Genomic DNA, 25,117 nt, shown 5'->3' with positions numbered 1-25,117 from the left:
CCATTTTTTTTGGCTGGATACACCTCAATCATGAAGTTTGTGTGACATCCGTTCGGTCGCGCCCCTCGCCAACTGCCTATGACGTAACAGCAGGTTTTTGCACGCCTGCGGCCTTGTGTGGCAATCAAAAAGGATCTCGTAGTGATGCTCGCTCGCCCATCCCGTCGTCGTACCAGCGTTCTGTCCTCCAAACGTGAAGCCATGGAGCCGGCGCTGTGGTTGCTTAAACCGTTGGCGCACGCGGTGGCGTTGTGTCTGGTGGCGGGCAGCGCGCAGGCGCAGACGGCGTTCAGTTCGGGCTGGTTTGCTGCCAAGGGCGTGGCGCAACAGGCTGCGGCGGCACGTCCGAGCGTGGGTGGCTTGCCTGGAATGACACCGCCGCTGGCCCAGCAGCAGAAGGCCAATGCGCAGTTGCAGCGTTCGATTCAGACCCTGAACAACACGGTCGCCGCGATTGCCGCGCAACAGGCGGCGCAGGCGGCCGGGCGCGCCGCCGCGTTGGGCTCGGTGCAGTTTGTGCCGGACGGTCTGGGCGAAGGCGGTCTGAAAGTCGACAACAGCCTGACCCAGGGCTGGCAGAACGCGAAGGGCCCGCAGCAGACCCAGGTCGATGGCAAGACCACAGTGACGATCGAGCAGACCGCCGACAAGGCCATTCTCAACTGGGAAACCTTCAACGTCGGTCGCAACACCACGGTCGATTTCGCGCAGCAGTCGAACTGGGCAGTGCTCAACCGGGTCAACGATCCGAACGCCCGGGCCAGCCAGATTCAAGGCCGGATCAAGGGCAACGGCACGGTGATGCTGATCAACCGCAACGGCATCGTGTTCAGCGGCAGCAGTCAGGTCAACGTGCGCAACCTGGTGGCGGCAGCGGCGAACATCACCGATATCCAGTTCCGTGATCGGGGTCTGTATTTCGACAGCACCGGCACTCAACCGACCTTCACCGATGCGGCCGGCAAAGTGCTGGTGGAGCGCGGTGCCTCGATTGAAACCCATAAACCGTCGGCTTCCACCGATGCCGGCGGCTATGCGCTGCTGCTCGGCAACGAAGTGCAGAACGACGGCAGCATCAACACTGCCAAGGGTCAGACCGTGCTGGCCGCCGGTGACCGTTTCTACATACGCAAGGGCTCGGGCACCGAAGGCAATGCGCTGTCGACCACATTTGGCAGCGAAGTGATTCCGGGATTCAAGGCCGGTGCGGTGGCAGGCAAGGTCAGCAACAACGGATTGATCCAGTCCGCTACGGGCGACATCACCCTGACCGGTCATGAGGTGGTGCAAAACGGCGTATTGCTCGCCAGCACGTCAGTGGCGACGCGAGGCACGATTCACCTCACCAACCCGATCTCCGATACCAACGGCAGCGTGACGCTGGGGCAGGGCAGTGCCACGGCGATCATGCTCGACAGCAGCGACATGACCGCCCTCGACAGCCAGCATCAGGCCGCGCTGACGGGCGTCACGGCCAACAACCGAGTCCGTGGCGACCAGTCGCGCATCGAGATCCAGAGCGGCGGTAGCGTCGAGTTCCAGAATGGCTCCATCACTCTGGCCACAGGCGGGCAGGTCGCGGTCAGCGCGCAGCGCCGCAGCCTGGTGCGTGAGGGCGCGATGATCGATGTGTCCGGTGCCATCGGCGTCAAGGTGGCGATGGAAAACAACAGCATCAAGATCAACGTGCAGGGCAATGAGCAGCGTGATGCGTCGGTCAACCGCGAGAAGGGCGCGCTCAACAGCAACGACATCTGGGTCGATGTGCGCGAGCTGGTGTATGTGCCGGCCGGCACCAACGGCTATGCCACGGATCGCTGGTACACCGCCGGTGGCCTGTTGGAAGTCGGTGGTTATCTCGGCACCCAGGGGCACAGCGTCGGCGAGTGGATGGCCCAAGGTGGCGTGGTGAGTTTCGCCGGCAACGACGTGGTCACCGAAAAGGGTTCGCTGATCAACCTGTCCGGCGGCACCCTGGATGTGCAGAGCGGGCAGATCCGCCAGAGCTGGCTGCGTGGCGCAGACGGGCGCTTGTACGAAGTTTCCCGTGCACCGGGGGATCTGCTCTACACCGGGCTGTACAAAGGTTATGAAGACAACAGCGAGCGCTGGGGCCGGACCAGCTACTTCTACAACCCGCTGATCGCTCCGCGTTCGCGCTTCGAGTCGGGTTACACCGTGGGCCGGGATGCCGGGCAACTGGTGATTTCCACTGCCAGCGCCGTGCTCGACGGGCAGATGATCGGTGACGTGTACCAGGGCGAGCGGCAGAATCAGGCGCCGAAACCGGTGCTCGACGGCTATCAGCAGAGCCAGACCGCGCTGGCCCGGCGTGCGCAATTGATTGTCGGCAGTTACGACCCGACCTTTGTCGCGGCGTCGAACGGCCTGCTCTACACCCTCAATCCAATGCTTGATCAGGTGCAGATCGGTGGCACGCGCCCGGTCGCCGACAACGATCTTGAATTGACCGGCGCGGTGTCCGATGCCCGCAAGGGCAAGCTGTATCTCGATAACGATCAGCTCAACGGATTCCGCCTGGGTGCGCTCAAGGTTTCGGCCAAGGATCAGATCGCCGTTGACGGCGCTCTCACGGTCGATAACGGTGGCGACATCACCCTGTACGCCCCGGATGTGCAGGTCGGCGCCGACCTGACTGCTCGCGGTGGCAGCCTGCGTCTGGGCAACGTACTCAATCAGTTCAACGGCGGTACAAACACCGACACTCGCCTGGCGGCCAAAACCGACAAGGCGACACAAACCCGCATCGCCGAGGGCGTGCTTCTCGATACACGAGGCCTGTGGAGCAACCTGCGCACCAACCCGGACGATAACGCCAGCCTGGCGTATCTGAACGGTGGCCTGATATCGGTCCGTAGCAGCGGCGATATCGACGTCGCAGCCGGCAGCCTGCTCGATGTCTCTTCCGGTGGTGCCGTGCTTGCCAATGGCAAAACCCGGGGCGGCAAGGGCGGCGACCTGACGCTGGAGTCGAGCGCTATTTCCGCGCCAGGAAAGACCCATCTGAACCTCGATGGCGAACTGCGCGGGTACGGCGTCACGGGCGGCGGCACCCTGACGGTGCAGGCCAACAAAATACTCGTCGGGCAAACGGATAAAACCCTGGCGGAAAACACCCTGCTGCTGTCCGCTGATCTGTTCGACAAGGGATTCTCCGCCTACAACCTGATCGGCCTGAGCGGACTCGAAGTTGCCGAAGGCACCGCAATCGACGTGAACATGCCGGTCTACCGTTTCGGCGATGCGGCACCGAACGAGATCAGCGGCGTTGATCCGCGTACGGCGCTGGAGCTGTGGACCCCGACGCTGTTCCAGGAAAACCCGACCAAGGGCGTTCTGACCCAGCGCGCCGGTGCCAGCCTGACGTTGCAAGGTGGCGCGACATTGGACGACCTGATCGATGCCGCCAACAGCACCTTGACGCTGGGCCGTGGCTCGCGCATCAGCGTCGACCCGGGACAAAGCATAAAGCTGCGTGGCGCCGGGCAGATCACCGTCGACGGTGAGCTGTATGCAAGGGGCGGCACGATTGACATCCGCCAGCAACAGTTCGGCTCGATCAAGCCGGCGACGTCCATCCTGGTTGCCGATCCGAAGGCCCATGACCGTTCGATCTGGATCGGTGAACAGGCCGTGCTGGATGTATCCGGCCAAGTCAGTACCGCAACGGACGTTCTGGGGCGCACGTATGGTCAGGTGGGCAAGGGCGGCAGCATCGTCATCGGCGGCGAGATCGACTCGAAACTCGCCACAGCCACCGCTGCCGATGCTTACGTGATCGTACGACCAGGCGCACGGCTGGATGCCTCGGGTGCAGAGGCGTTGCTCAATATCGCCGGCCAGGGTCCGACCCGCATCGCCACTGACGGTGGTCGCATCAGCCTGAGTTCTTACAACGGTCTGTTCATCGAAGGCAGTCTGCGTGCGGTGGCGGGTGGTCTCGGGGCCGCTGGAGGACGTCTGGACATTGCCCTGGAATCACCGTTGTACGCGGACTCTGCGGACAACAAGGTGCGAGCGCCAAGGGAGATGATCATTGCTCAAGGCGCGGCTGATCAGCGATTGGGATCGGATCTGGAACCCGGCCATAGCGCTGACGGTTTGCGCTACGGGCAGGCGCGCTTGAGTGCCGATGGTTTGATGAGTGGTGGTTTCGATAACCTGAGTCTGCTCAGCAACGGTCTGCTGTCGTTCGACGGTGACGTGAATCTGCACATGAATCAGAGCCTGAGCCTGTATGCGGGCGCCTTGTCTCTGGCCGAGTCGTCGAACGATGCAACGCGTGTCAATGTCAGCGCACCCTATCTGCGCCTGTCCGGAGTCGGCACCTACTACGGCATCGTCGGTAAGGTTCGACCTCAGGCAACACTCAATCCGACGACCCGACTGTCAGAGGCCAGATTCAACGCATCGGCGAATCTGCTGGATCTGAGCAACGGTCTGTCGTTCGGTACCCAGGGCGTGATCCGGCAAGTCAGCGGCCCTGCCGCTGAATACAGCCGACGGGCTTTTGGCGAGGTATCGCTTGATAGCAGCGGTGATCTGCGTTTCCTGGCACAGACCGATGGCGCGGAGAAGACCCGCCTGTGGACGCCGGGTGACTTGAGCCTTGGCGCTGCACAGATTTATCCCGCCAGCGGCGTCCAGGCTGAAGTGCGTGTCGGTTATCAGGGCTCGATTACGGCGCCGGCGCACACGTTGCGCATCAGCGGACGGGGTGCGGCGCCCGTTGCATTGCCGTACTCGGTGTTCGGCAAGTTGAGTCTGTATGGCGGGTACGTCGAGCAGGGAGGGGTGATTCGCGCACCGCTGGGCCTGATTTCTCTGGGTGACGATCTGTTGACCCAGACCCGCGAGGTTCATCTGCTTCCCGGCAGCCTGACTTCGGTCAGCGCTGCCGGCCTGGTCATGCCGTATGGTGGCACCACCGATGGCATCGACTACCTTTACAACGGCAAGTCCGTCGCCCTTGAGGGGATCACGGGCGAGAACACCGGCGTGGCAATCCGCTCGCAATTCATTGACGTACAGAGCGGCGCGGTCATTGACCTTTCGGGCGGTGGCGATCTGCGCGGCGCCGGTTTCGTTTCCGGGCGTGGCGGCTCGACCGATGCGCGTTTCAACCCGCTGGTACGCAACGCCGCTGACGGTACATTCAGCTTGCCGGGGCTGGCGAGCAACCCGGTCTACGCCATTGTCCCGGGCAATCAGAGTACCTACGCGCCCGTGCTCGCCGAAGCCGGTGCGGTGGACCCGCGTATCGGCCAGCAAATCACGCTGGGGGCTGGTGTTCCGGGGCTGCCGGCGGGCACCTACACACTGTTGCCTTCTACTTTCGCGCTGTTGCCCGGTGCGTTCCGGGTCGAGGTCAATGGTCAGGCCGCACCAGGCACGACAACGGGCACATTGCGCAATGGTTCGTGGACCAGCAACGCACAGATGTCGATTGCCAATACCGGCCTGCGCGACAGTCTGGCCAGTCAGGTCATTCTGACGTCGGCTGACGTGTTGCGCCGTTATTCGCAGTACAACGAAACCGGATTCACTGCATTTATCCAGAGCGATGCCGCGCGCCGTGGCGTGCCAAGGGCGCTGGCGCCGATGGATGGCAAGACACTGGATTTGCGCCTGGTTGCTGGCGGCAAGCAAGACATTGCGCTGGAGTTCGCGGGTCGCGCGTTATTCGCGGCAGCCGAAAGCGGTAGGGTCGGCACAGCGGTGGTACGCAGTGGCAACGCCGGCGCAGATTTTGAAATCCTGGGTGCAGGGCATGCACCCACTGAGGGTTTCAAAGGCGTCTCTCTCTATGCCGATACCCTGAACAACCTGAATGCAGGACGTCTGACCGTCGGTGCAATGCCGAATGTGCGGTACACCGTGGAAGGTAATCTCATCAGTTTCCTGGGTGATAACTCCAGCATCGTTCTGCGTGAAGGGGCCGTGTTGTCGGCGCCGGAAGTCCTGTTGCGCACGACATCGGGCGCCGGCGGGATAACGGTCGAGGCGGGGGCGGGCATCAATACGCTGGGGCGCGGCAATGTCGCTTATGACTCCGCAGACGGCTATCTCTATAAACCGGGGGCCGCCAGCATGTTGTTGGTGTCCAACGGCTGGACCAATGTGCTGGCACCCGACCTCGGCAGCGGCGGCAACGTTCGTATCGGCAGCTGCGCGTCGGGCGCATGCAGCAACCCGGCGCTGCTTTATTCCAATGGCAGCATTACCGCCGCCACCAACGATCAGTTCGAGCTGGGTGAGACAGTACGTTTCGGTACCCGACATCTGGCGCTCGCCGTGGGCGCGGTGAATGTCGGTAATGCAGCGTCGCTGGCGGCGGCAGGCAACCGCGTACCCAATGGCCTGGTACTGAACCCGACTGTGCTTGACCGCCTGTTACGCGGCGATACCCAGTATGGTGCGCCAGCCCTTGAAACCCTGAGCCTGACCGCTCGTGATGCAATCAACTTCTTTGGCAGCGTGACCCTCGATACGCTCGATCCGCAGACCGGTCAGAGCAAGTTGCAGAATCTGTTACTCGTGACACCTGCGATTTACGGCTTGGGCGATGCCAATGATGTGGCGACCATCCGTACCAGCAATCTGATCTGGAACGGTGCCACTCAAAACCCGGGCACGGTGATCAAAGAGGGGGCCGGCACCGGAAAGGGGACGCTGGATATTCAGGCGCAACGCATCGAGCTGGGTTACGGGCCGATGCCACAGCCCAATGGTCTGGATCAGAACAATCGTCTGGTGCTGGGTTTTGCCAACGTTAACCTGACGGCCAGTGAACGCATTACCGCCAATCACAAGGGCAGTCTGGCGGTGTATCAGGAGCAGGGCGCTTACGACCCGGTCAAGGGTTACAGCTACAGTGGCGGTAATCTGAATCTGCGCACGCCGTTGCTCACGGGGGAGGCCGCATCGGTCAGTCTGCTCAAGGCCGGTAACAGCCTGACGCTCAGTGGCGCCGGGGCTGTCGGCGTGACCAATGCCCTGGGTGCGGAGTTGAACCTCGAAGCCCGCGACATTGTGCTCGACAGCCGTATCGCATTGGCCAGCGGCAAGCTGACGGTGAAGTCCGAGGGCGATCTGACCCTGGGCAGCGGAGCCGTATTGGATATGGCCGGGCGCACCTTGCCGTTCAACGATGTCAGCAAGTACAGCTGGGGCGGCGATGTTTCGCTGTACAGCGCCAACGGCAATATCCGTCAGGCCGCGGGCTCGCGCATCGACCTGTCGGCGCAGAACAATCAGGCCGGCAACCTCAGCGTCGTCGCATTGGCGGACGCAGCCGGGATGGTCGACCTGCAAGGCGATATTGTCGGCGGCAGCAGCGGTTACTACGACGCCGGGGGCACGTTGGTGCCGTACAAGGCCGGGGGCGTGGACATTCGCGCGCAGCGTCTGGACGGTGACGCCTCCGAGCAGTTTGCCGCGCTCAACCAGCGCTTGAACGCCGGTCAGGTGTTCGGCAGCCGCAGCTTGCAGCTCAAGCAGGGCAACCTGGTGATCGGCGACGGTCTCAAGGCCGGTGAGGTCAATGTGTCGGTGGACAATGGCAGCCTGACGGTGGCCGGTCTGATCGATGCCAGCGGCGAACGTGTCGGCAGCATTCGTCTGTCGGCGAAAAACGGTCTGACCCTCGCGGGCAATAGCGTGCTCGATGCCCATGGTCGCGTGCTGCGGGTGGACAGCTACGGCAAGATCATCGATGCGCCGAACCGTGCCACGGTCGAACTCGGTTCCGGCGATGGCTTGCTCACGCTGGGCAGCGGCGCGCGCATCGACCTGCGCCACGGCACCGATGCCGTGCCCGGTTTCCTGGCGGGGCAACACGATGGAATGCTGCGCGGCACGCTGGAGCTGAACGCGCCACGCCTGGGCAGCAATGACCTCGCCATCGACGCCAGTGGTGCGCTGACCATTCAGGGCGCGCGTTCTATCGGGCTCAATGGCATGCGCCGTTACACCGATGCCCGTGATGGTGTCGATCAGGCCGTCAGCGGGCGGCCGTATCAGGTCATCGATCAAGCCATGCTCGATCGCATTCACGGTGACAGCAACAGCTTCATCAACGCTGCGCTGGGCAACAGTGAGCTGCTGCAACGCAAACTGGCCGGGCTGAACAACGCCACCTACGCCGATGCATTCCATCTGCGACCGGGCGTGGAAATCGCCAGCAAGACTGCCGACGGTGATCTGGTGGTGGAGGGCGATCTGGACCTTTCGGGCTATCGCTACGCCAGTCTCAATCCGCACACGCGGCTGAACCCTGCCGTTTACGGTTCAGGGGAGGCCGGCAGCCTGGTGATCCGTGCCGGCGGCAACCTCGATATTTACGGCAGCATCAACGACGGCTTCGCCCCGCCACCTGAAACCGTCGATGATGCCGGCTGGAAACTGATTGCAGGTGTGCAGCCGTTCGGCGGCGATCTGATCGTTCCGGGCACCGGTGTTTCGCTGGCCGAGGGTACGAGGTTCCCGGTAGGTGCAACGCTGAACTATGACGTGGCGATTCAGAGTGCGACCTTCGCCAGCGGTACGTTGCTGCCAGGTCAAGTGACCCTGAAAGAGTCCTATACCTTCAGCGCCGGTACGGTGCTGGCTGGCGCGATTCACGACCAGAACGGCAATTTGCTGTACGCCGCAGGAACATTGCTCAGCGACAGCGTGACCTTGCCAGCCACTACGCGTCTGGGTGCAGGCATTCGCCTGAACAAGGCGACCTCGCTGGACGCGATGACCTGGCCCAAAGGAGTGCCGCTCCCCGGGACTGTCGATGCAGACACCGGCAACACTGACGGCGTTCTGTTGAGCGGTTCACTGGCCTTGTTGCGCGGGTCGCTGATTCCGTCAATGACGGACGTGAAACTGGCCGACGGTACGTCCCTGATCGAGTTGCGCCCGTTCAACGGCACGCAGCAGGGCAAGAACTGGGCAGTGGCGAGCATGTTGCCGTCGGGCAGTGCGTCGTGGTCAATGCGTGTGGTGGCCGGTGCCGATCTTGAGGCCGCCGATAACCGCATGGTCAAACCGGTGACCAGCGAAGGCAATTTACGACTGGCGGATACTCACTATGGCGTGACGGTCACTCAGGGTGCCGCGAAACTGGTCTGGGCCGTCGGCAACCAGTATGGCTTCCCCGCGTATGAGCCGATCCCCGAGGAGTACCTGATTCTGTGCGAGATCGGTCCCGGCGATTGCGCGCCGATGGCACGCTGGGTCTGGGCACCGGGCAGTGGCATGGGCGCCGATTACGAGCCCGTTCAAGATGACTACCTGATCCTTTGCCAACTGATGCCGGAGTTGTGCCTGGAAAACAATCCGCAGAAATCCGCCAAGGCTCACACCCAGATGTTCAGTGTGCTGCGCACAGGGACGGGCGATCTCGACCTGATATCGGCGGGCAATCTGAGCATGGACTCACCTTTTGGTGTGTACACCGCAGGGACGCAGTCGGCCAATGTCGATCCGCTCTATAACCAGCCACGCGGGCACCTTTCCGATACCAACTCGGTTCTGGGCAGCACGGGGGCCGACTACGAAAAATGGGTCAACGGTGGCACTGACAGCCTTTATCAGGCCTGGTATCCACAGCTGGGCGGTAACCTCACAATCAATGCCGGTGGATCGATTTCCGGCGACTCGGTAGGGCACAAGGAGCAAACCACGTCCGGCGGTTTCCGCGACCAGATCGCCAGCGTCGCCGTCGGCAACTGGCTGTGGCGCCAGGGGACGGGGAGTGCCGATGTTCCAACCGCCTGGTGGATCAACTTCGGCAGTTACATCACTCAGCCGATACCGAATGCAACCAGTACCGACCCGTATCTGGTGGGGTTTACCGGCTTTGGTACGCTGGGCGGCGGCAACATCAGTTTGCGCGCCGGGGCTGACGCGGGCCTGTTGAAGCCCATGGGCGATTCGCGCAATTACCTGCGCAGTCAAGGGCTGATCGTGGCAGTCGGCAGCACAGGCAGAATCGGCAGCGATGGTAGCGTGCAGATGACCGGTGGCGGTGACATGGATATCCGCATTGGCGGTCAGCTCAACCCGTCGCTGCAAGCCCGGGCGGGTGATACCGGCACGGCGCGACCATTCCACGATCTGCAAGGTGCACTGATTAACCTGCGCGGCGCGGCACAATTGAGTGGCGGGGCTGTGGGCGGAATTGATCTGCAATACGGCGCGGCCTCGCAATTCAATGACCCGCGAGAGACGCGCGCTTTCGATCCGTTTACTTCCACGCTCAGCAAAGCTTCCGGTGGCCTGGTGTTGATTCCCGGTGACTCGGGCATGAGCCTGAGCACCCGTGGCGATCTGGTGTTGGGCGGGGCTGGGGATCCGGGGCGAGTGAGCCTGCAGAACGCGACCCCTGTTTTCGACAGCAATGGGGACATCAAGAGAGGCGGGATCCTGAGTGGTTTTTCGTTGTGGACCGACCATACGGCAATCGACTTGTTTTCGGCGGGTGGCAATCTCACGCCCAGTACGCAGATCGCAGAGTTCGACGGTTCCAACAATCTGATCCTTGGGCGAAACACTTCGCCTACGGACGGTCGATTCGTCTATCCCTCCATCCTTCGGGCAGTGGCGGGGCAGGGTTCCATTTATGCCGGTCCGTCTGCCGCTTTTGACGGCGGGCTTGGCAACAACCCGCTTAAAGCCTATTCGTTGCTGCTGGCGCCATCGCAGTCAGGTCAGCTGGAATTGTTGGCGGGTGACTCGATCTACGCGGGTGGCTATGCGATCAATCAATCCGGTGCCAGTCCTTTGGCCATCGCTACACCATTCAATCCGGCGTTCAATCGCTTTGATGCCAATTCGCCAGGCTCACTGGTGGCCAGCAATTACAGCCGCGACGGTGTTGTTCCGGACGGAAACACGCGTTACCCGCTGTTCGCATTCGGTCCCGACAGCTATTCGGGATTGAGCGATGTGCAGCAGCCTGCACGCTTTTATGCGTTGACCGGTGATCTGGTGGGTATACGCACCGGTGAGACCTTGAATTTCGAAATATCCAAACGGACCTGGTATGAGGCCGCCGGGCCGGTCTGGATGCTCGCCGGTCGTGACATTGTCGCGTCGGGGACCAATCTTGGACAGCCAACCTCCGTGCAGCCGGAAGAGATGGGCATCAACCGTGAGAACATCACGTCCACCGGCAACCTGTTTGTCCATAACGATCCACGAGACATTTCTCGCGTTTCTGCCGGTCGCGACATTCTCTACAGCAGTTTCGATATCGCCGGCCCTGGTGTCCTCGATATCAATGCCGGGCGCAACATCCTCATGGAAAACCGCGCCAGCATCACCAGCCTCGGATCGCTGGTGGCAGGCGATAAGCGACCCGGCGCCAGCGTGGTGATGCAGGCGGGCGTGGGTGCGCAAGGACCGGATTATTCGCGGTTCATCGCGCGTTATCTGAACCCGCAGAATTTTGCCGATCCGAGCGTTTCCCTCAACGGGCAGCAGGGCAAAGTGGTCAAGACCTACCTCGACGAATTGCAGAGCTGGCTGACCCTGGGCTACGGCTTCAGCGGCAACGCCGAACAGGCGCAAGCCTTCTTTGCAGCGTTGCCAAGTGCCGAGCAGGCGATCTTCGCCCGTCAGGTGTACTTCGCCGAATTACGTGCTGGCGGTCTGGAGTACAACGACGTCGACGGCCCGCGCAAAGGCAGTTACCTGCGTGGTCGCAACGCCATTGCTTCGCTGTTCCCGACCACCGACGTGGCCGGAAACCCGATCCGGTATGACGGCGACATCACCCTTTACGGTGGCGCCGGGGTCAAGACCCTGTTCGGTGGCGATATCCAGATGCTCACGCCGGGCGGCGGTCAGGTGTTCGGCATCGAGGGTGCCGCGCCGCCGTCCACGGCAGGGATCATCACCCAGGGTTCGGGCAACATTCAGCTCTACTCCCAAGGCAGTATTTTGCTGGGTCAGAGCCGGATCATGACCACGTTCGGCGGCTCGATCCTCGGCTGGTCTGCCGAGGGCGACATCAACGCCGGTCGCGGTTCGAAAACCACCGTGGTCTACACCCCGCCGAAACGCGTGTACGACACCTGGGGCAACGTGACCCTGTCGCCATCGGTGCCGAGCACCGGCGCCGGTATCGCCACGCTCAACCCGATTGCCGAAGTGGCCCCGGGGGACATCGACCTGATCGCGCCGCTGGGCACCATCGATGCGGGCGAGGCGGGGATTCGCGTGTCGGGCAACGTCAACATCGCCGCGCTGACGGTGGTCAACGCCGCCAACATCTCGGTGCAGGGCAAGGCGACCGGCGTGCCGGTGGTTTCGGCGGTCAACACCGGGGCGATTACCTCGGCCAGTTCCGCCGCGTCGTCGGCAACCCAGGCGGCGGAAGACGTCGCCCGTCAGCAACAAGCCGCCTCGCGCCAGAACCAGGCTTCGGTATTTACCGTGCAGGTACTGAGCTTCGGCAACGAACAACTGGCCCCGACCCGCGACGGCGCCAGCCGCGCGCCGACACCCGGCTACAACCCCAACAGCCCGGTGCAGGTGCTGGGCGCCGGGGCGCTGGATGAACAGGCGAAACAGCAGCTGACCGAAGAGGAGCGGGGACAGCTGACGTTGTAAAGAACTCTCGTGTAGTACGCTTCGGGCGGCCATTTGGTCGCCCTTTTTTTTAGGTTGATGAAGTTGGAGGGTATTTTTGTCGGGCGTGAAGCACCCTCAGTATTTTGATGTGGCCATTCACTCGATAGACCAGCAGATAATTCGGATGAATCACCATTTCGCGAGTGCCAGGTACTCGGCCGGGTCGGTAACCATAAGGTATTGATGAAAGTCGCTGTGCTGCTGCACCCACCTTGTTTCTTAGCGAAATTGAAGCGTTGGTGTTGTGTTGCTCGATGTATTTGAAGATATCAGCCAGTTGACGCGAGGACTTGCTGCTCCATTCAAGCAGCAGAGCGGCGCTTCCTGCGCATCTCTTCCAGCATCTGGTCGAGCATTGCCATAACTTCATCATGGGGAATGCCAGGACTTGGATCATCAAGTGCATCCTGTACCTCCGCACGAAACCAGCGATCGTAGCTCTCTGCCTCTTCTTCGGATTCGAAGTCAGCGTAAAACGGGGAATGCAATATGCTCATAGTGATCTCCGTGATCAATTTCAGCAGTTTAAGGGGGAATGGCCCATTGTCGTCACTGGCAGACGATGTACCCCATGAGCCCTTGAAGAACCATGGGATAACGAAGCCCAGTATCTGCAAGCGCCCCTTTGAAATCTGCCGGACGTTTCCCCCCGTTGTCCGGCAATCTCGACTGCCACTGTAGGCCTATTCCTACCCTCTGTTTTTCAGGTTTTCAGCCTACAAATCCGCACGCACCTTCCTACAAATGCACTCAGAATGCATACGGAATACTCACCTTCGCCCACAACATTTCCCCCTCCGGCCGGTTCTCCACATCGAACTCCTTGGCCCAGCGGATCTCCGCGCTGGCGTATTTGAGGAAGGTAAAGTGCAGCGCCGGGCCGATGGCGAAGACTTTGCCGCGCACGCCGTCGTTCACGTCTTCGCCGGCGAACTGCACGGTGTGGCCGAACTGTTTGTCATCGGTGGTCTGCTTGAGGAAATAGCCGTTGATGCCGAGCATCAGGTCGTCGGTGATCTTGTAGCTGGCCGAGTAATCGAAGTGGAAGATCTGCCCGGACTTGTAGTCGGTGTCCTTGTTCTTCTCGTTGAAGCTGTAGGTGGTCTTCATCGATACCTCGGTGCGTTCGGTCGGCAGCCAGGTGAAGGAAAACAGCGGTTTGTAGGTATAGAAGTTGTTGCTGGTGTTGGCCAGGCGATCGACGCTGTATTCGCCGGTGGGCACGGTGATTTCCACGGCGGCGCCGAGGGTCAGGTCCTTGCCCATGTCCCACAGGATGATCGGCGCGATGGTGGTATCGCCCATGCCTTCGCGGGTATCGCTCAGGCCGAACACCGAGACTTCCTGCTTGAGCCACGGCTGGGCGATGTAACCGGCCAGACGTCCGCCGAAAATCCGCACCGGGCTCAGGTAGTCGAGACGCGGGATGACGGCGGTGGATTCGATCTCGACATTCGGCACTTTGCCGCCGAGCGAACTGATGTTGAGCTTTCGTGACTTGTAGTGGTTGTAGTAGAGATTGAAGGCGACCATGTTCTCCGGAAGGCTGTCGACTTCCAGCGGCAGCATGAAGAAGCCGTCGGTGCCGGGGCCGATGTTGTCGACGCCGGCTTCGGTGGCCAGCGCCGGCAGGGTCGCGGCGCAGCCGAGCAGGCTCAGCGCCAGTCGCACAGGGAATGTCGCGCGGTTCGGGGTCATGTCCGTCCTCATTATTATTGTGTTTGGCGCAACGCCGGTACGCAGGGCGTCCGGCCACGATAGAAATAAGCCCTTGGCGCACAACAGGGCAGGGTATTGGCGGACACGGAAGGGGACTTCTGCGGACAGTCCGCCAACCCTGTGCTAACTTCCTTCGATATAACCGGTTACAAAAATAACAATTCAGCGTGATCCGGAATGTCAGCCCCCATGAACGTAAAAGTCCAAGACCCGACCTTCGAAATGGCGCTGGTGTCGCCGTTTCTCCTGCAAACCCTGGCCGAAGTCGCCGCCAACAAGGGCGTCGAGCCGCAGAGCCTGTGCCGTGGCCTGGGTTTTGATTTCGAAGATCTGCAGGATCCTTCGCAGCGGATTTCCTACCGCCAGGCCGTGGCGATGATCCAGCGGGCGCTTAAAGCTTTGCCCAATCAGGGGCTGGGCCTGTGGGTGGGCGCGCAGAACGTGCTCGGGACGCTCGGTTTGCTGGGGCACGTACTGTCGCTGTGCAAGACCTTGCGCGATGCGTTCGACATTGGCGTTCGGCATCAGCACACCTCCGGCGGGATCGTCGTTTCCAGCGTCGATGTGGTGGGCGATCAGGTCTACGTTGACGTTGAATGCCGGCTGCCGTTTGCCGAGGTGCAGGTGTTTGCGGTGGAAGAGTTTTTCGCCAGCCTGCTGGTCTATGGCCGGGCGCTGGTGGGCGAGACGTTCAAGCCGATTGCCGTGGAATTCATGCATGCGGCGCCGGATTACGTTGATGAATACCGGCGCCTGCTGGGGCCGGAGGTGCGCTTCGGTTGCCTGCACAATCGGATGCTGATCGACGTGCAATGGCTGGATGTGAACCTGCCCAATCATCATTCGCTGGCGCTGCGTCAGGCGGTCAAACTGCTGGAACTGGAAGCGGCGCAGGTTCATCAGAAACTTGATCTGATCCAGGCCGTGGAGCGGGCGATTGCCCGGGATCTGAGCCGGGGCAGCCATATTGAAAAGATTGCCGGTGACTTGAACATGAGCAGCCGGACTTTGCGCCGACGGCTGACTGAGCACTCGCTGACATTCGAAGCGTTGCTGGAGCAGGTGCGGCAGGCGCGCACCATGAGTTTGCTGGCCAATCCTGATATGCCGATCGAGCGGATTACCGAGGAGGTCGGCTATAGCGATGTGCGCAGTTTTCGCCGGGCGTTCAAGCGTTGGACGGGGAAGAGCCCGAGTGCGTGGCGCAGCGAGTGCGTCATCTGATCCCCCACAAACCCTCCGCCTACAGTTAAACTCCGCGCTCTTTCCAAGGAGTCGACATGAGTTACTACCAGCCGGGCATTCTCGCCACCCCTGTTCCGCCGCAAGCACGTCACCTGTTTTTCGCTCTCGAGTCGGTTGAAGCGCTGCCGCAGGCGATCGACAACCTGCTGAACCTGGTGGATGGCAAGTCGGCGGTGGTCGGTTTTGGTGAATCCCTGGCCAAGGCCCTGAATGTGCACGTCGACGGCCTGCGCAGCTTTCCGGCGCTGACCGGTGTCGGCGTGGAAAACCCGTCGACCCAGCACGCGCTGTGGGTCTGGCTGCACGGCGTCGACCGTGGCGAGCTGCTCAACCGCAGCACTGCGCTTGAGGCCGCCCTGGCCCCGGCGCTGCGTCTGGTGCAGATGCAGGAAGCTTTCCGCCACAAGGACGGCCATGACCTCACCGGTTATGAAGACGGCACCGAAAACCCCCATGACGAAGCCGCCATCGCCGCCGCACTGCAAAGTGAAGGCGCTGACGGTCTGGTCGGTGGCAGCTTCGCTGCGATCCAGCAGTGGCAGCACGACCTCAAGGGTTTCCATGCACTGTCCGCCGAGGACAAGGACAACATCATGGGCCGTCGCCTGAGCGACAACGAAGAGATCGACGACGCCCCGGTGTCCGCTCACGTCAAACGCACCGCCCAGGAAAGCTTCGCCCCGGAAGCCTTCGTCGTGCGTCGTTCGATGCCGTGGATCGAAGGCGATCGCGCCGGCCTGATGTTCCTCGCGTTCGGCTTCTCCCTTGATGCCTTCGAAGCGCAACTGCGGCGCATGAGCGGTCTGGAAGACGGCATCACCGACGGTCTGTACCGCATCAGCCGGCCGATCACCGGCGGCTACTACTGGTGCCCGCCGCTGCAAAACGGCCACCTCGACCTGCGCGCACTGCGCATCGGCTGAGGCGCAAGCATGAACGTGGTGCGTTGGGGCATGATCGGTTGCGGCAGTGTCGCTGAACGCAAGAGCGGGCCGGCCTTCTACAAGGCGCCCGGCTCGGCGTTGGTGGCCGTCATGGGGCGACGCCTCGAAGCGGTGATCGATTACGCCGCGCGCCACGGTATCGCCCGGACTTACACCGACGTCGATGCCCTGATCAACGACCCCGAGGTGGACGCGGTGTACATCGCCACGCCACCCGACAGCCACCACGCCTACAGCCTGAAAGTCGCCGCCGCCGGCAAGCATTGCTGCGTGGAAAAACCGATGGCGCTCAACGTCGGGCAAAGCCGCGAGATGCAGCAGGTGTTTGCCGATGCCGGTTTGCACCTGTTCGTCTCCTATTACCGCCGTTCATTGCCGCGCTTCCAGCAGGTGCGGCAATGGCTGGAGCAGGGGCGCATCGGTGAGGTGCGGCATTTGAGCTGGACGCTGACCAAGGCACCATCGCCCAAGGATCTGGACGGCAGCGCAAACTGGCGCACCGATCCGGCGGTGGCGGGTGGCGGGTATTTCGCGGATCTGGCCAGCCATGGGTTCGACCTGTTCCAGTACCTGCTCGGCGACATCGTCGAAGTCGCCGGCTTCACCGCGCGTCAGGCCGGGTTGTACGCGGCGGAAGATGCGGTCAGCGCCAGTTGGCGATTCGCTTCGGGCGCGCTGGGCATGGGTTGCTGGAGCTTTGTCGCGGACCGGCGCGAGGATCGGGTCGAGATCATCGGCAGCCAAGGGCGGATCGGTTTTTCGGTGTTCGACGAACATCCGGTCGAGCTGCATGCCGATGAACATGTCAGCCTGGAAATTCCCCATCACGAACACATCCAGTGGCACCACGTACTCGGCATGAATGCGCAGATTCGCGGTGAGTCCCGGCACCCGGCAGTCGCCGCCGAAGCCCTGAAGACCGATTGGGTCATGGATCAGATTCTCAAACGCTACTGATTCGCTGGTCGCACTCAATACCAATGTGGGAGCGGGCTTGCTCGCGAAGTCGGAGTGTCAGTTACCAGAATAGTGCCTGACACGACGCATTCGCGAGCAAGCCCGCTCCCACATTAAGAAATTGCGCCACCTGTCTAACCTTATGCTCATTCGGTATTTCTCAAGCTTGTCATAACGTCTCTAAGATCACGTCATAACTCGTTATAACAAGTGATCCCGTGATGACCGATAACGTTCTCTCCTTAAGCAGCGTTCCTCTGCACACCCAACTGCGCGACGTGCTGCGCGCCCGGATTCTCGACGGTGAATACCCGCAAGACAGCCAGATGCCGTCCGAAAGTGAGCTCGGCGCCCTGTTCAAGGTCAGCCGCATCACCGTGCGCCAGGCCCTGGGCGATCTGCAGAAGGAAGGGCTGATCTTCAAGATCCACGGCAAAGGCACCTTCGTCGCCAAGCCCAAGACCTTTCAAAACGTCAGCACCCTGCAAGGCCTCGCCGAATCCATGACCGGCCGTGGCTACGAGGTGATCAACCGCCTGCGCAGCTTCAAATTCATCGCCGCCGACAAACTGGTCGCCGAGCGTTTGCAGGTCGCCGAAGGCGAAACTGTTGCGCAGATCAAACGCGTACGCCTGATCAATCGCGAGCCGATTTCGCTGGAAATCACCTACCTGCCCAAAGCCGTCGGCGAGCGGCTGGAGAAGGCTGATCTGGTCACCCGCGACATCTTCCTGATCCTCGAAAACGACTGCGGCATCGCCCTCGGCCACGCCGATCTGGCCATCGACGCGGTGCTGGCCGACAGCGACCTGACCCAGGCACTGAACGTCGAGGCCGGCTCGCCGATCATGCGTATTGAGCGTCTGACTCACGACGCCAACGGCCAGCCGCTGGACTTCGAACACCTTTACTACCGTGGCGATGCGTTCCAGTACCGCCTGCGGATTGACCGGCAAAAAGGGGCCTGAACATGACCCGCAACACCTTAGAGCAGGAATACGACATCGTCGTGATCGGTGGCGGCACCGCTGGCCCGATGGCCGCGATCAAGGCCAAGGAAAAGAACAAGGAACTGCGCGTGCTGCTGGTCGACAAGGCCAACGTCAAACGCAGCGGTGCGATCAGCATGGGCATGGACGGCCTGAACAACGCGATCATTCCCGGCCACTCGACGCCCGAGCAGTACACCAAGGAAATCACCATCGCCAACGACGGCATCGTCAATCAGGCAGCGGTCTATGCCTATGCCACCCACAGTTTCGAAACCATCGAGCAGCTCGACCGCTGGGGCGTGAAGTTCGAGAAGGACGAAACCGGCGATTACGCGGTGAAGAAAGTCCACCACATGGGCGCCTACGTGCTGCCGATGCCGGAAGGACACGACATCAAGAAAGTCCTGTATCGCCAGCTGAAGCGGGCGCGGGTGAGCATCACCAACCGCTTGGTCTGCACCCGATTGCTGACCGACGAGGAGGGCGCCGTCAACGGTGTGATGGGGTTTGACTGCCGCACCGCCGACTTCCATGTGATCAAGGCCAAGGCAGTGATCCTCGCTTGTGGCGCGGCCGGCCGGTTAGGTCTGCCGTCCTCGGGTTACCTGATGGGCACCTACGAAAACCCGACCAACGCCGGCGACGGTTATGCGATGGCGTATCACGCCGGGGCTGAACTGGCGAACCTCGAGTGCTTCCAGATCAATCCGCTGATCAAGGATTACAACGGCCCGGCCTGCGCCTACGTCACGGGGCCGCTCGGCGGATACACCGCCAACAACAAGGGCGAACGCTTCATCGAGTGCGACTACTGGAGCGGGCAGATGATGTGGGAGTTCCACCAGGAACTGGAGAGCGGCAACGGCCCGGTGTTCCTCAAGCTCGATCACCTGGCCGAGGAAACCATCCAGAACATCGAGGAAATCCTCCACAGCAACGAACGCCCGAGTCGTGGCCAGTTCCACGCCAATCGCGGCACCGATTACCGCACGCAGATGGTCGAGATGCATATCTCGGAGATCGGTTTTTGCAGCGGCCATTCGGCGTCCGGCGTGTGGGTCAACGAGCGCGCCGAAACCTCGGTGAAAGGTTTGTACTCGGCCGGTGACATGGCCGCCGTGCCGCACAACTACATGCTCGGCGCGTTCACCTACGGCTGGTTCGCAGGTAACAACGCGGCGGAGTTTGTTGCCGGGCGCGAGTTCTCCGCGCTGGATACCGAACAGATCGAAAAGGAAAAGGGCCGGGTCTACGCACCGCTGGATCGCGAGCACGGTCTGCCGCCGGCGCAGGTCGAGTACAAGCTGCGGCGCTTCGTCAACGACTACCTGCAACCGCCGAAAGTGACGAAGAAGATGGAAATCGGCCTGCAACGCTTCAGCGACATCGAGCGCGATCTCAACGAGATGAAGGCCAACAACGCCCACGAACTGATGCGCGCCATGGAAACCAGCGTGATCCGCGACTGCGCCGAAATGGCTGCCCGCGCCTCGCTGTTCCGCGCAGAAAGCCGCTGGGGCCTGTACCACTACCGCGTCGATCACCCGCAACGGGACGACCGCGAATGGTTCTGCCACTGCCACCTGAAGAAGGGCGAGGACGGGCGCATGACCAGTTTCAAGAAAGCCGTCGAGCCTTACATCATCCCCCTCGACGCCGAGGAAATGCAGGCCTACGACCGTCTGCGGGTCGGCGCTTTCGCCGCTTGATGCACCACTAGAGAGAGTCCGAACCATGGCCTATCAAGCCCAGGAAATCTTCTTCCGCTCCAACGCCCCCGTCACCGTGGACGAGGACAAATGCATCGCCGACAAGGGCTGCACCGTGTGCGTTGACGTCTGCCCCATGGACCTGCTGGCGATCAACCCGGCCACGCAAAAGGCCTACATGGCCTTCGATGAGTGCTGGTACTGCATGCCGTGTGAAAAGGACTGCCCGACTGGTGCCGTCAAAGTCGAAATCCCTTATCTCCTGCGGTGACCCCAAATCCACTGTGGGAGGGGGCTTGCTCCCGAAGAGGCCGGCATTGCTGGCATCACTATTGACTGAAACACCGCTTTCGCGAGCAAACCCGCTCCCACAGGGGATTTGTAGCGAGCCGATAGCCATCCGGAAAACCCCGGACGCTGGATTCACCAAACACCCCTCGTTTCCCACCGCGCCCTGATCGCGGCGGAGACGAACATCCTATAAATGATTCGAGGGGATTCAACCATGTTGCGTGCAGCAATCGCCGGTCTGGTACTGGCTTCGTTCACCCTGTCGGCCTCGGCCGAAACCATCCGCATTGCCATCGGCACCCAGGACACCACCATCAACTGCGCCGCCGGCGGCCTGTTGATTCGTGAGCTGGGCCTGCTCGACAAATACCTGCCTCACGAGGGCGCCTATAAAGACGCCAAATATGACGTGCAGTGGAAAAACTTCACCAGCGGTGCGCCGCTGACCAACGAGATGGTCGCCGGCAAACTCGACTTCGGCGCCATGGCCGATTTCCCCGGTGCGTTCAACGGCGTGGCGTTCGAAACCGCCGGCAAACACAGCCTGTTCATCAGCGTGCTGTCGGGCAGCATCAAGGGCAGCGGCAACGGCATCGTGGTGCCGAGCGCGTCGGGCGTGCAGTCGCTGAGCGAACTCAAAGGCAAGACCATTTCCGTACCGTTTGCGTCCACTGCCCACGGCATGTTGCTGCGCGCGGTGGCGGAGCAGGGCTGGGATCCGCTGAAGGACGTGAACATCATCGCCCAGCCGCCGGAGGTCGCAGGCTCGGCGTTGCAGGCCGGCAAGATCGACGCCCACGCCGACTTCGTACCGTTCGCCGAGCTGTTCCCGAGCCGTGGCTTCGCTCGCAAGATCTACGACGGCGCCCAGGCCAATGCACCGACCTTCCACGGTGCGCTGGTGGATCAGGCCTACGCGAAAAAATACCCGGAAATCGTCGTTGCTTACCTGCGCGCCAGCATCGAGGCCAATCAACTGCTGGCCGCCGAGCCCGAGAAATACAGCGAACTGATCGCCAAGGTCACCGGCGTCGATGCCGAGGTCAATTACCTGTTCCATGGCCCGCTGGGCGTGCAGACCCGCGACCTGACCTGGAAACCGGAATACCGCCAGGCCGTGGGCACGGCCATCGACACGCTAAAGCTGCTGAAGAAGGCCGATCGCGGGCTCGACCTGAACACCTTTATCGACGATCAGTACATCCGCGCGGCGTTCAAGGCCTCGAATCTGGATTACACCGCGCAACTGGCCAACTACGCGCAGACGCCGTTGAAGTCGGTCGATGCGGTGACTGGAAAAGCTATCAGCGATTTCAGCCATGTCGCGGAAATCTGGGTGCGGGGGGAGGACAAGGTTCGGCGCTATGCCTCGGCTGAAGAGGCGTTCACGGCGCTGGCCGGCCTGAAGTCGGAAGGCAAGAACATCCGGGCGGTGTATGCCCAGGCGAGTGACAGCGGGATCAAGTTGCTGGCGGAGCAGGCGTGGTTTGCCAGCGATGCGAAGGGGCGCCTCAGCGCGTTTTTGCTCAAAGGCCAAGCCCAGCAATACGCGTCGGCGCAGGGCGGGAAGGTTCTCGACTTCACCGACGCCACGACCCAGGCCGTGGCCACCCGTTGACTCAAACGTAGATCGTTCCCATGCTCCGCGTGGGAATGCCGCTATGGACGCTCTGCGTCCGCTTTGGATGTGACGCGGAGCGTCACAGGATGCATTCCCACGCAGACGGTACGACGCCTCGACGTGGGAACGATCAGAGGTGATATATGTTTTCACGCTGGATCCCCCGAGCCGCCTCATTGCTGCTCTGCCTGCTCTTCTGGCAACTCGCCGCCAGCCACCACTGGAACCTCGGCCTCGTCACCTTCGTCAACGTCCCGACCCCGCTGGTCGTGATCGAAGCCGCGCTCGGCCTCGGTGACTCCGGCAAGCTCATCCAGCACCTGAGCGCCAGCCTCGGCCGGGTGTTCGCCGGCTACCTCGCCGCACTGGTGATCGGCATCGCCCTGGGCCTGGCCATCGGCCGTTCGAAATGGGCCGAAGACCTGCTGCTGCCGCCACTGGAAGTCCTGCGCCCAATCCCCGCCGTCGCCTGGATTCCACTGGCCATCCTGATGTTCCCATCCTCCGAACTGTCGATGGTCTTCATCACCTTCACCGGCGCGCTATTCCCGATCCTGCTCAACACCGTGCACGGCGTCGAAGGCGTCGACCCGCGCCTGATCGCCTCGGCCAAAAGCCTCGGGGCCGGGCGTCGGGCGATTCTGCTGGAAGTGATCCTGCCAGGCGCCGCGCCTAGCATCATCACTGGCCTAGCGATCGGCATGGGCACGTCGTGGTTCTGTCTGGTGACCGCTGAAATGATCTCCGGCCAGTTCGGCATCGGTTACTACACCTGGGAGTCCTACACCATCCAGAACTATGCGGACATCGTGGTCGGCATGTTGCTGATCGGCGTGTTGGGCATGGGCAGCAGCCTGCTGATCAAACGCCTGGGCGGGCTGTTCACGTCCTGGCATCGTCCACGAGGAAAAGCCTGATGAGCGTGATGCAAACCCCGGAAGGGCGGATCGATATCCGTCAGCTATCCATTGTCCTCGGCGAAGGCCGGCAAGCGTTTGAAGCGGTGCAGGGGCTGGATTGCCAGATCGAGCCGGGCCAGTTCGTGTGCATTCTCGGTCCGTCCGGTTGTGGCAAGTCGACCTTGCTCGGCGCGCTGGCCGGGCATCTGCAGCCCCATGGCGGGCAGTTGAAAGTCGATGGCGCCGAAGTGTCCGGTCCGTCACCGCAATGCGGCATGGTGTTCCAGCATCACACCTTGTTCCCTTGGCGCACGGTGCGCGACAACGTTGCCTTCGGCCTGAAGATGCGCGGCATCGGCAAAGTCGAGCGCCATCGCGCCGCTGATGAAATTCTCAAACTGGTCGGCCTCGAAGGCTTCGCCGAACGCTGGCCGGATCAACTCTCCGGCGGCATGCAGCAACGGGTGGAGATCGCCCGGGTGCTGGTCAATCGCCCTCGGCTGTTGCTGATGGACGAACCCTTCGGCGCACTGGACGCGCTGACCCGGCTGAACATGCAGGAACTGCTGCTGGACATCTGGACGCGGATTCGCACCACCGTGGTGTTCGTCACCCATGACATCGACGAAGCGCTGTTCCTTGCCGACCGCTTGCTGGTGATGAGCGCACGGCCAGGGCGAATCATCGAAGACCTGCGCCTGGATTTCCCCCGGCCACGCACCACCGAACTGGTCACCAGCCACGAGTTTTCGCGCCTCAAGCGCCACTGCCTCGACCTGCTGCGCCACGACAACGACCGACCGCTGCCGCGCCTCAACCCGCTCGGCCTGCCTCCCGAAAACGCCTTGCCGAGATTTGCCCTGTGACTTCATTTTTTGCTGTGACCGATAACGACGACATTCTCGCCCTGCAACCACGCCTGACCGCCGATGATGCCGGGGTGCGGCGGATTGCCCTGATCGACCTGGCCGACCTCGAAGAACCGGATGGTTTGGTCTGGCTGGTCGAACGACTGGCCGAAGACCCTGCCGAAGAGGTGCGTGCCGAAGCGGCGCGTTTATTGGAAGCCTGGGAAGACCAACCGGTGGTTGAAGCGCTGTGCCAGGCGCTGACGGATCCGTCGCCGGCGGTGCAAGCCGCTGCGGCGCAGAGCCTGAGCCTGCTCAAAACCGAAGCGGCGGGCAGGGTGATTCTGCCGTGGACCGCCCATGCTGAAACCGGCGTGCGGATTGCCGCGTTCCGGGCCTTGCGCGAGTTGCGTTTCCCCGGCGCTGCGCCGGCCGCGATTCAGGCGCTGAACGATGCCGATGCCAGCGTGCGCCGGGAAGCCGTCGGCGTGCTTGGCTGGCTCAAGCAACTCGACGCGCTGCCGGCCCTGGCCCGCTTGGCCAGCAATGATCCGGACACCGAAGTGCGCCGCGCCGCCACCGGCGCCCTGGGCCTGGCAAGTGACGCTGACGTGCTGCCTGCGTTGCGTCAGGCCTTGCAGGATCAAGCCTGGCAAGTGCGCGAAGAAGCCGCGACCACCCTCGGCAAGGTCGGCCACACCGACGCGGGCCCGGCGCTGATCGAAGCCTTGGCCGACGACTACTGGCAGGTTCGCCTGCGCGCGACCCGCAGCCTCGGCCGTTTGCGTTACGTGCCGGCCCTCGACGCGCTGATCGACACCCTCGGCCACCGCATCAGCAACCTGCGCAAGGAAGCCGCGCTGGCCCTCGGCGAACTGAACGATCATGGGGCCGTGGCCGCATTGCAGGCCGCGCAGGACGACGGCGACCCGGAAGTGCGCAAAGCCGTGCGGATTGCCTTGAGTCAGTTGCAATGAATCCGCTGTCGGTCGGCAATTCCCAACGTGAACACCGATTGCGGCTGAGCTGGCCGGATGGCCGCGAGCAGTTGCTTGACCATGCCGAACTGCGCCGCCAATGCCCGTGCTCGCAATGCCGGGCGTTTCGCCTGCGGGGCTCGCCGCCCATGGTTGACCCGCGTGTGCGGGTCCTCGAATTGAACGCTCAGGGCTACGGTCTGCAACTGGTGTTCAGCGACGGCCATCAGCGCGGGATTTACCCGTGGGCCTATCTGGCGCAGCTGG

At 62.1% G+C, this 25,117-nt stretch carries 14 protein-coding genes and 1 pseudogene; 12 read left to right on the top strand and 3 right to left on the bottom strand.

Annotated features, from left to right (window positions below; all coding sequences use genetic code 11):
* Nucleotides 1-144 precede the first annotated feature (144 nt).
* Nucleotides 145-12,627: a filamentous haemagglutinin family protein gene (locus CAG25_RS09620; protein ID WP_085610498.1), complete on the top strand. Its 12,483-nt coding sequence runs from the start codon at nt 145-147 to the stop codon at nt 12,625-12,627.
* A gap of 49 nt (nt 12,628-12,676) precedes the next feature.
* Here CAG25_RS09620 and CAG25_RS09615 read toward each other — a convergent pair whose 3' ends face one another.
* From CAG25_RS09615 to CAG25_RS09605, 3 genes are all read right to left on the bottom strand, one after another.
* Nucleotides 12,677-13,018 (bottom strand): type II toxin-antitoxin system RelE/ParE family toxin, encoded by a 342-nt coding sequence (locus CAG25_RS09615; RefSeq protein ID WP_082934424.1) that lies wholly within the window; start codon nt 13,016-13,018, stop codon nt 12,677-12,679.
* Entirely contained in the window at nt 12,951-13,145 is a 195-nt protein-coding gene (locus tag CAG25_RS09610) for a hypothetical protein (protein WP_064597149.1), read from the bottom strand. Before CAG25_RS09610 ends, CAG25_RS09615 begins: the two co-directional genes overlap by 68 nt.
* 253 nt (nt 13,146-13,398) lie before the next feature.
* Entirely contained in the window at nt 13,399-14,346 is a 948-nt protein-coding gene (locus CAG25_RS09605) for a transporter (RefSeq protein WP_085610497.1), read from the bottom strand.
* Between the two features lie 210 nt (nt 14,347-14,556).
* Between CAG25_RS09605 and CAG25_RS09600 the strand changes: the two genes are divergently transcribed.
* The 11 genes and pseudogenes from CAG25_RS09600 to CAG25_RS09550 form a co-directional block, all read left to right on the top strand.
* The gene (locus tag CAG25_RS09600; protein ID WP_085610496.1) at nt 14,557-15,591 is read left to right on the top strand and encodes an AraC family transcriptional regulator; all 1,035 of its coding nucleotides are present in this window, start codon (nt 14,557-14,559) and stop codon (nt 15,589-15,591) included.
* A 56-nt stretch (nt 15,592-15,647) separates the two neighbouring features.
* On the top strand, nt 15,648-16,535 hold the full coding sequence (locus CAG25_RS09595) for a Dyp-type peroxidase (protein ID WP_085610495.1): 888 nt from the start codon (nt 15,648-15,650) through the stop codon (nt 16,533-16,535).
* Between the two features lie 9 nt (nt 16,536-16,544).
* Nucleotides 16,545-17,513 (top strand): Gfo/Idh/MocA family protein, encoded by a 969-nt coding sequence (locus tag CAG25_RS09590; protein ID WP_085610494.1) that lies wholly within the window; start codon nt 16,545-16,547, stop codon nt 17,511-17,513.
* A 221-nt stretch (nt 17,514-17,734) separates the two neighbouring features.
* A complete protein-coding gene (locus CAG25_RS09585; protein ID WP_064597137.1) occupies nt 17,735-18,481 on the top strand; it encodes a GntR family transcriptional regulator in 747 nt (248 codons plus the stop codon).
* Nucleotides 18,482-18,483: 2 nt separating this feature from the next.
* Nucleotides 18,484-20,214, top strand: coding sequence for a fumarate reductase/succinate dehydrogenase flavoprotein subunit (locus tag CAG25_RS09580; RefSeq protein ID WP_085610493.1), 1,731 nt, complete (start codon nt 18,484-18,486; stop codon nt 20,212-20,214).
* Nucleotides 20,215-20,239: 25 nt separating this feature from the next.
* Complete coding sequence (locus CAG25_RS09575; protein ID WP_041062341.1) at nt 20,240-20,485, top strand: ferredoxin family protein; 246 nt, start codon at nt 20,240-20,242, stop codon at nt 20,483-20,485.
* Nucleotides 20,486-20,719: 234 nt separating this feature from the next.
* Entirely contained in the window at nt 20,720-22,123 is a 1,404-nt protein-coding gene (locus CAG25_RS09570) for an ABC transporter substrate-binding protein (RefSeq protein ID WP_085610492.1), read from the top strand.
* 146 nt (nt 22,124-22,269) lie between these two features.
* Nucleotides 22,270-23,043: an ABC transporter permease gene (locus tag CAG25_RS09565; protein ID WP_085610491.1), complete on the top strand. Its 774-nt coding sequence runs from the start codon at nt 22,270-22,272 to the stop codon at nt 23,041-23,043.
* Nucleotides 23,043-23,891: an ABC transporter ATP-binding protein gene (locus CAG25_RS09560; protein WP_085610490.1), complete on the top strand. Its 849-nt coding sequence runs from the start codon at nt 23,043-23,045 to the stop codon at nt 23,889-23,891. The genes CAG25_RS09565 and CAG25_RS09560 overlap by 1 nt, the downstream gene beginning before the upstream one ends.
* A complete protein-coding gene (locus CAG25_RS09555) occupies nt 23,888-24,850 on the top strand; it encodes a HEAT repeat domain-containing protein (protein WP_085610489.1) in 963 nt (320 codons plus the stop codon). Before CAG25_RS09560 ends, CAG25_RS09555 begins: the two co-directional genes overlap by 4 nt.
* Nucleotides 24,847-25,116, top strand: a pseudogene (locus CAG25_RS09550) (DUF971 domain-containing protein); the annotation flags it as partial. The gene CAG25_RS09555 and the pseudogene CAG25_RS09550, both read left to right, overlap by 4 nt.
* Nucleotide 25,117: the final 1 nt, after the last annotated feature.

It is taken from the genome of Pseudomonas sp. B16(2017), from assembly GCF_002113205.1.
GTDB classification, from domain to species: Bacteria; Pseudomonadota; Gammaproteobacteria; order Pseudomonadales; family Pseudomonadaceae; genus Aquipseudomonas; species Aquipseudomonas pharyngis.
The sequence above is the reverse complement of the archived record's forward strand: the minus strand, read 5'-3'. Positions and strand labels throughout refer to the sequence as shown.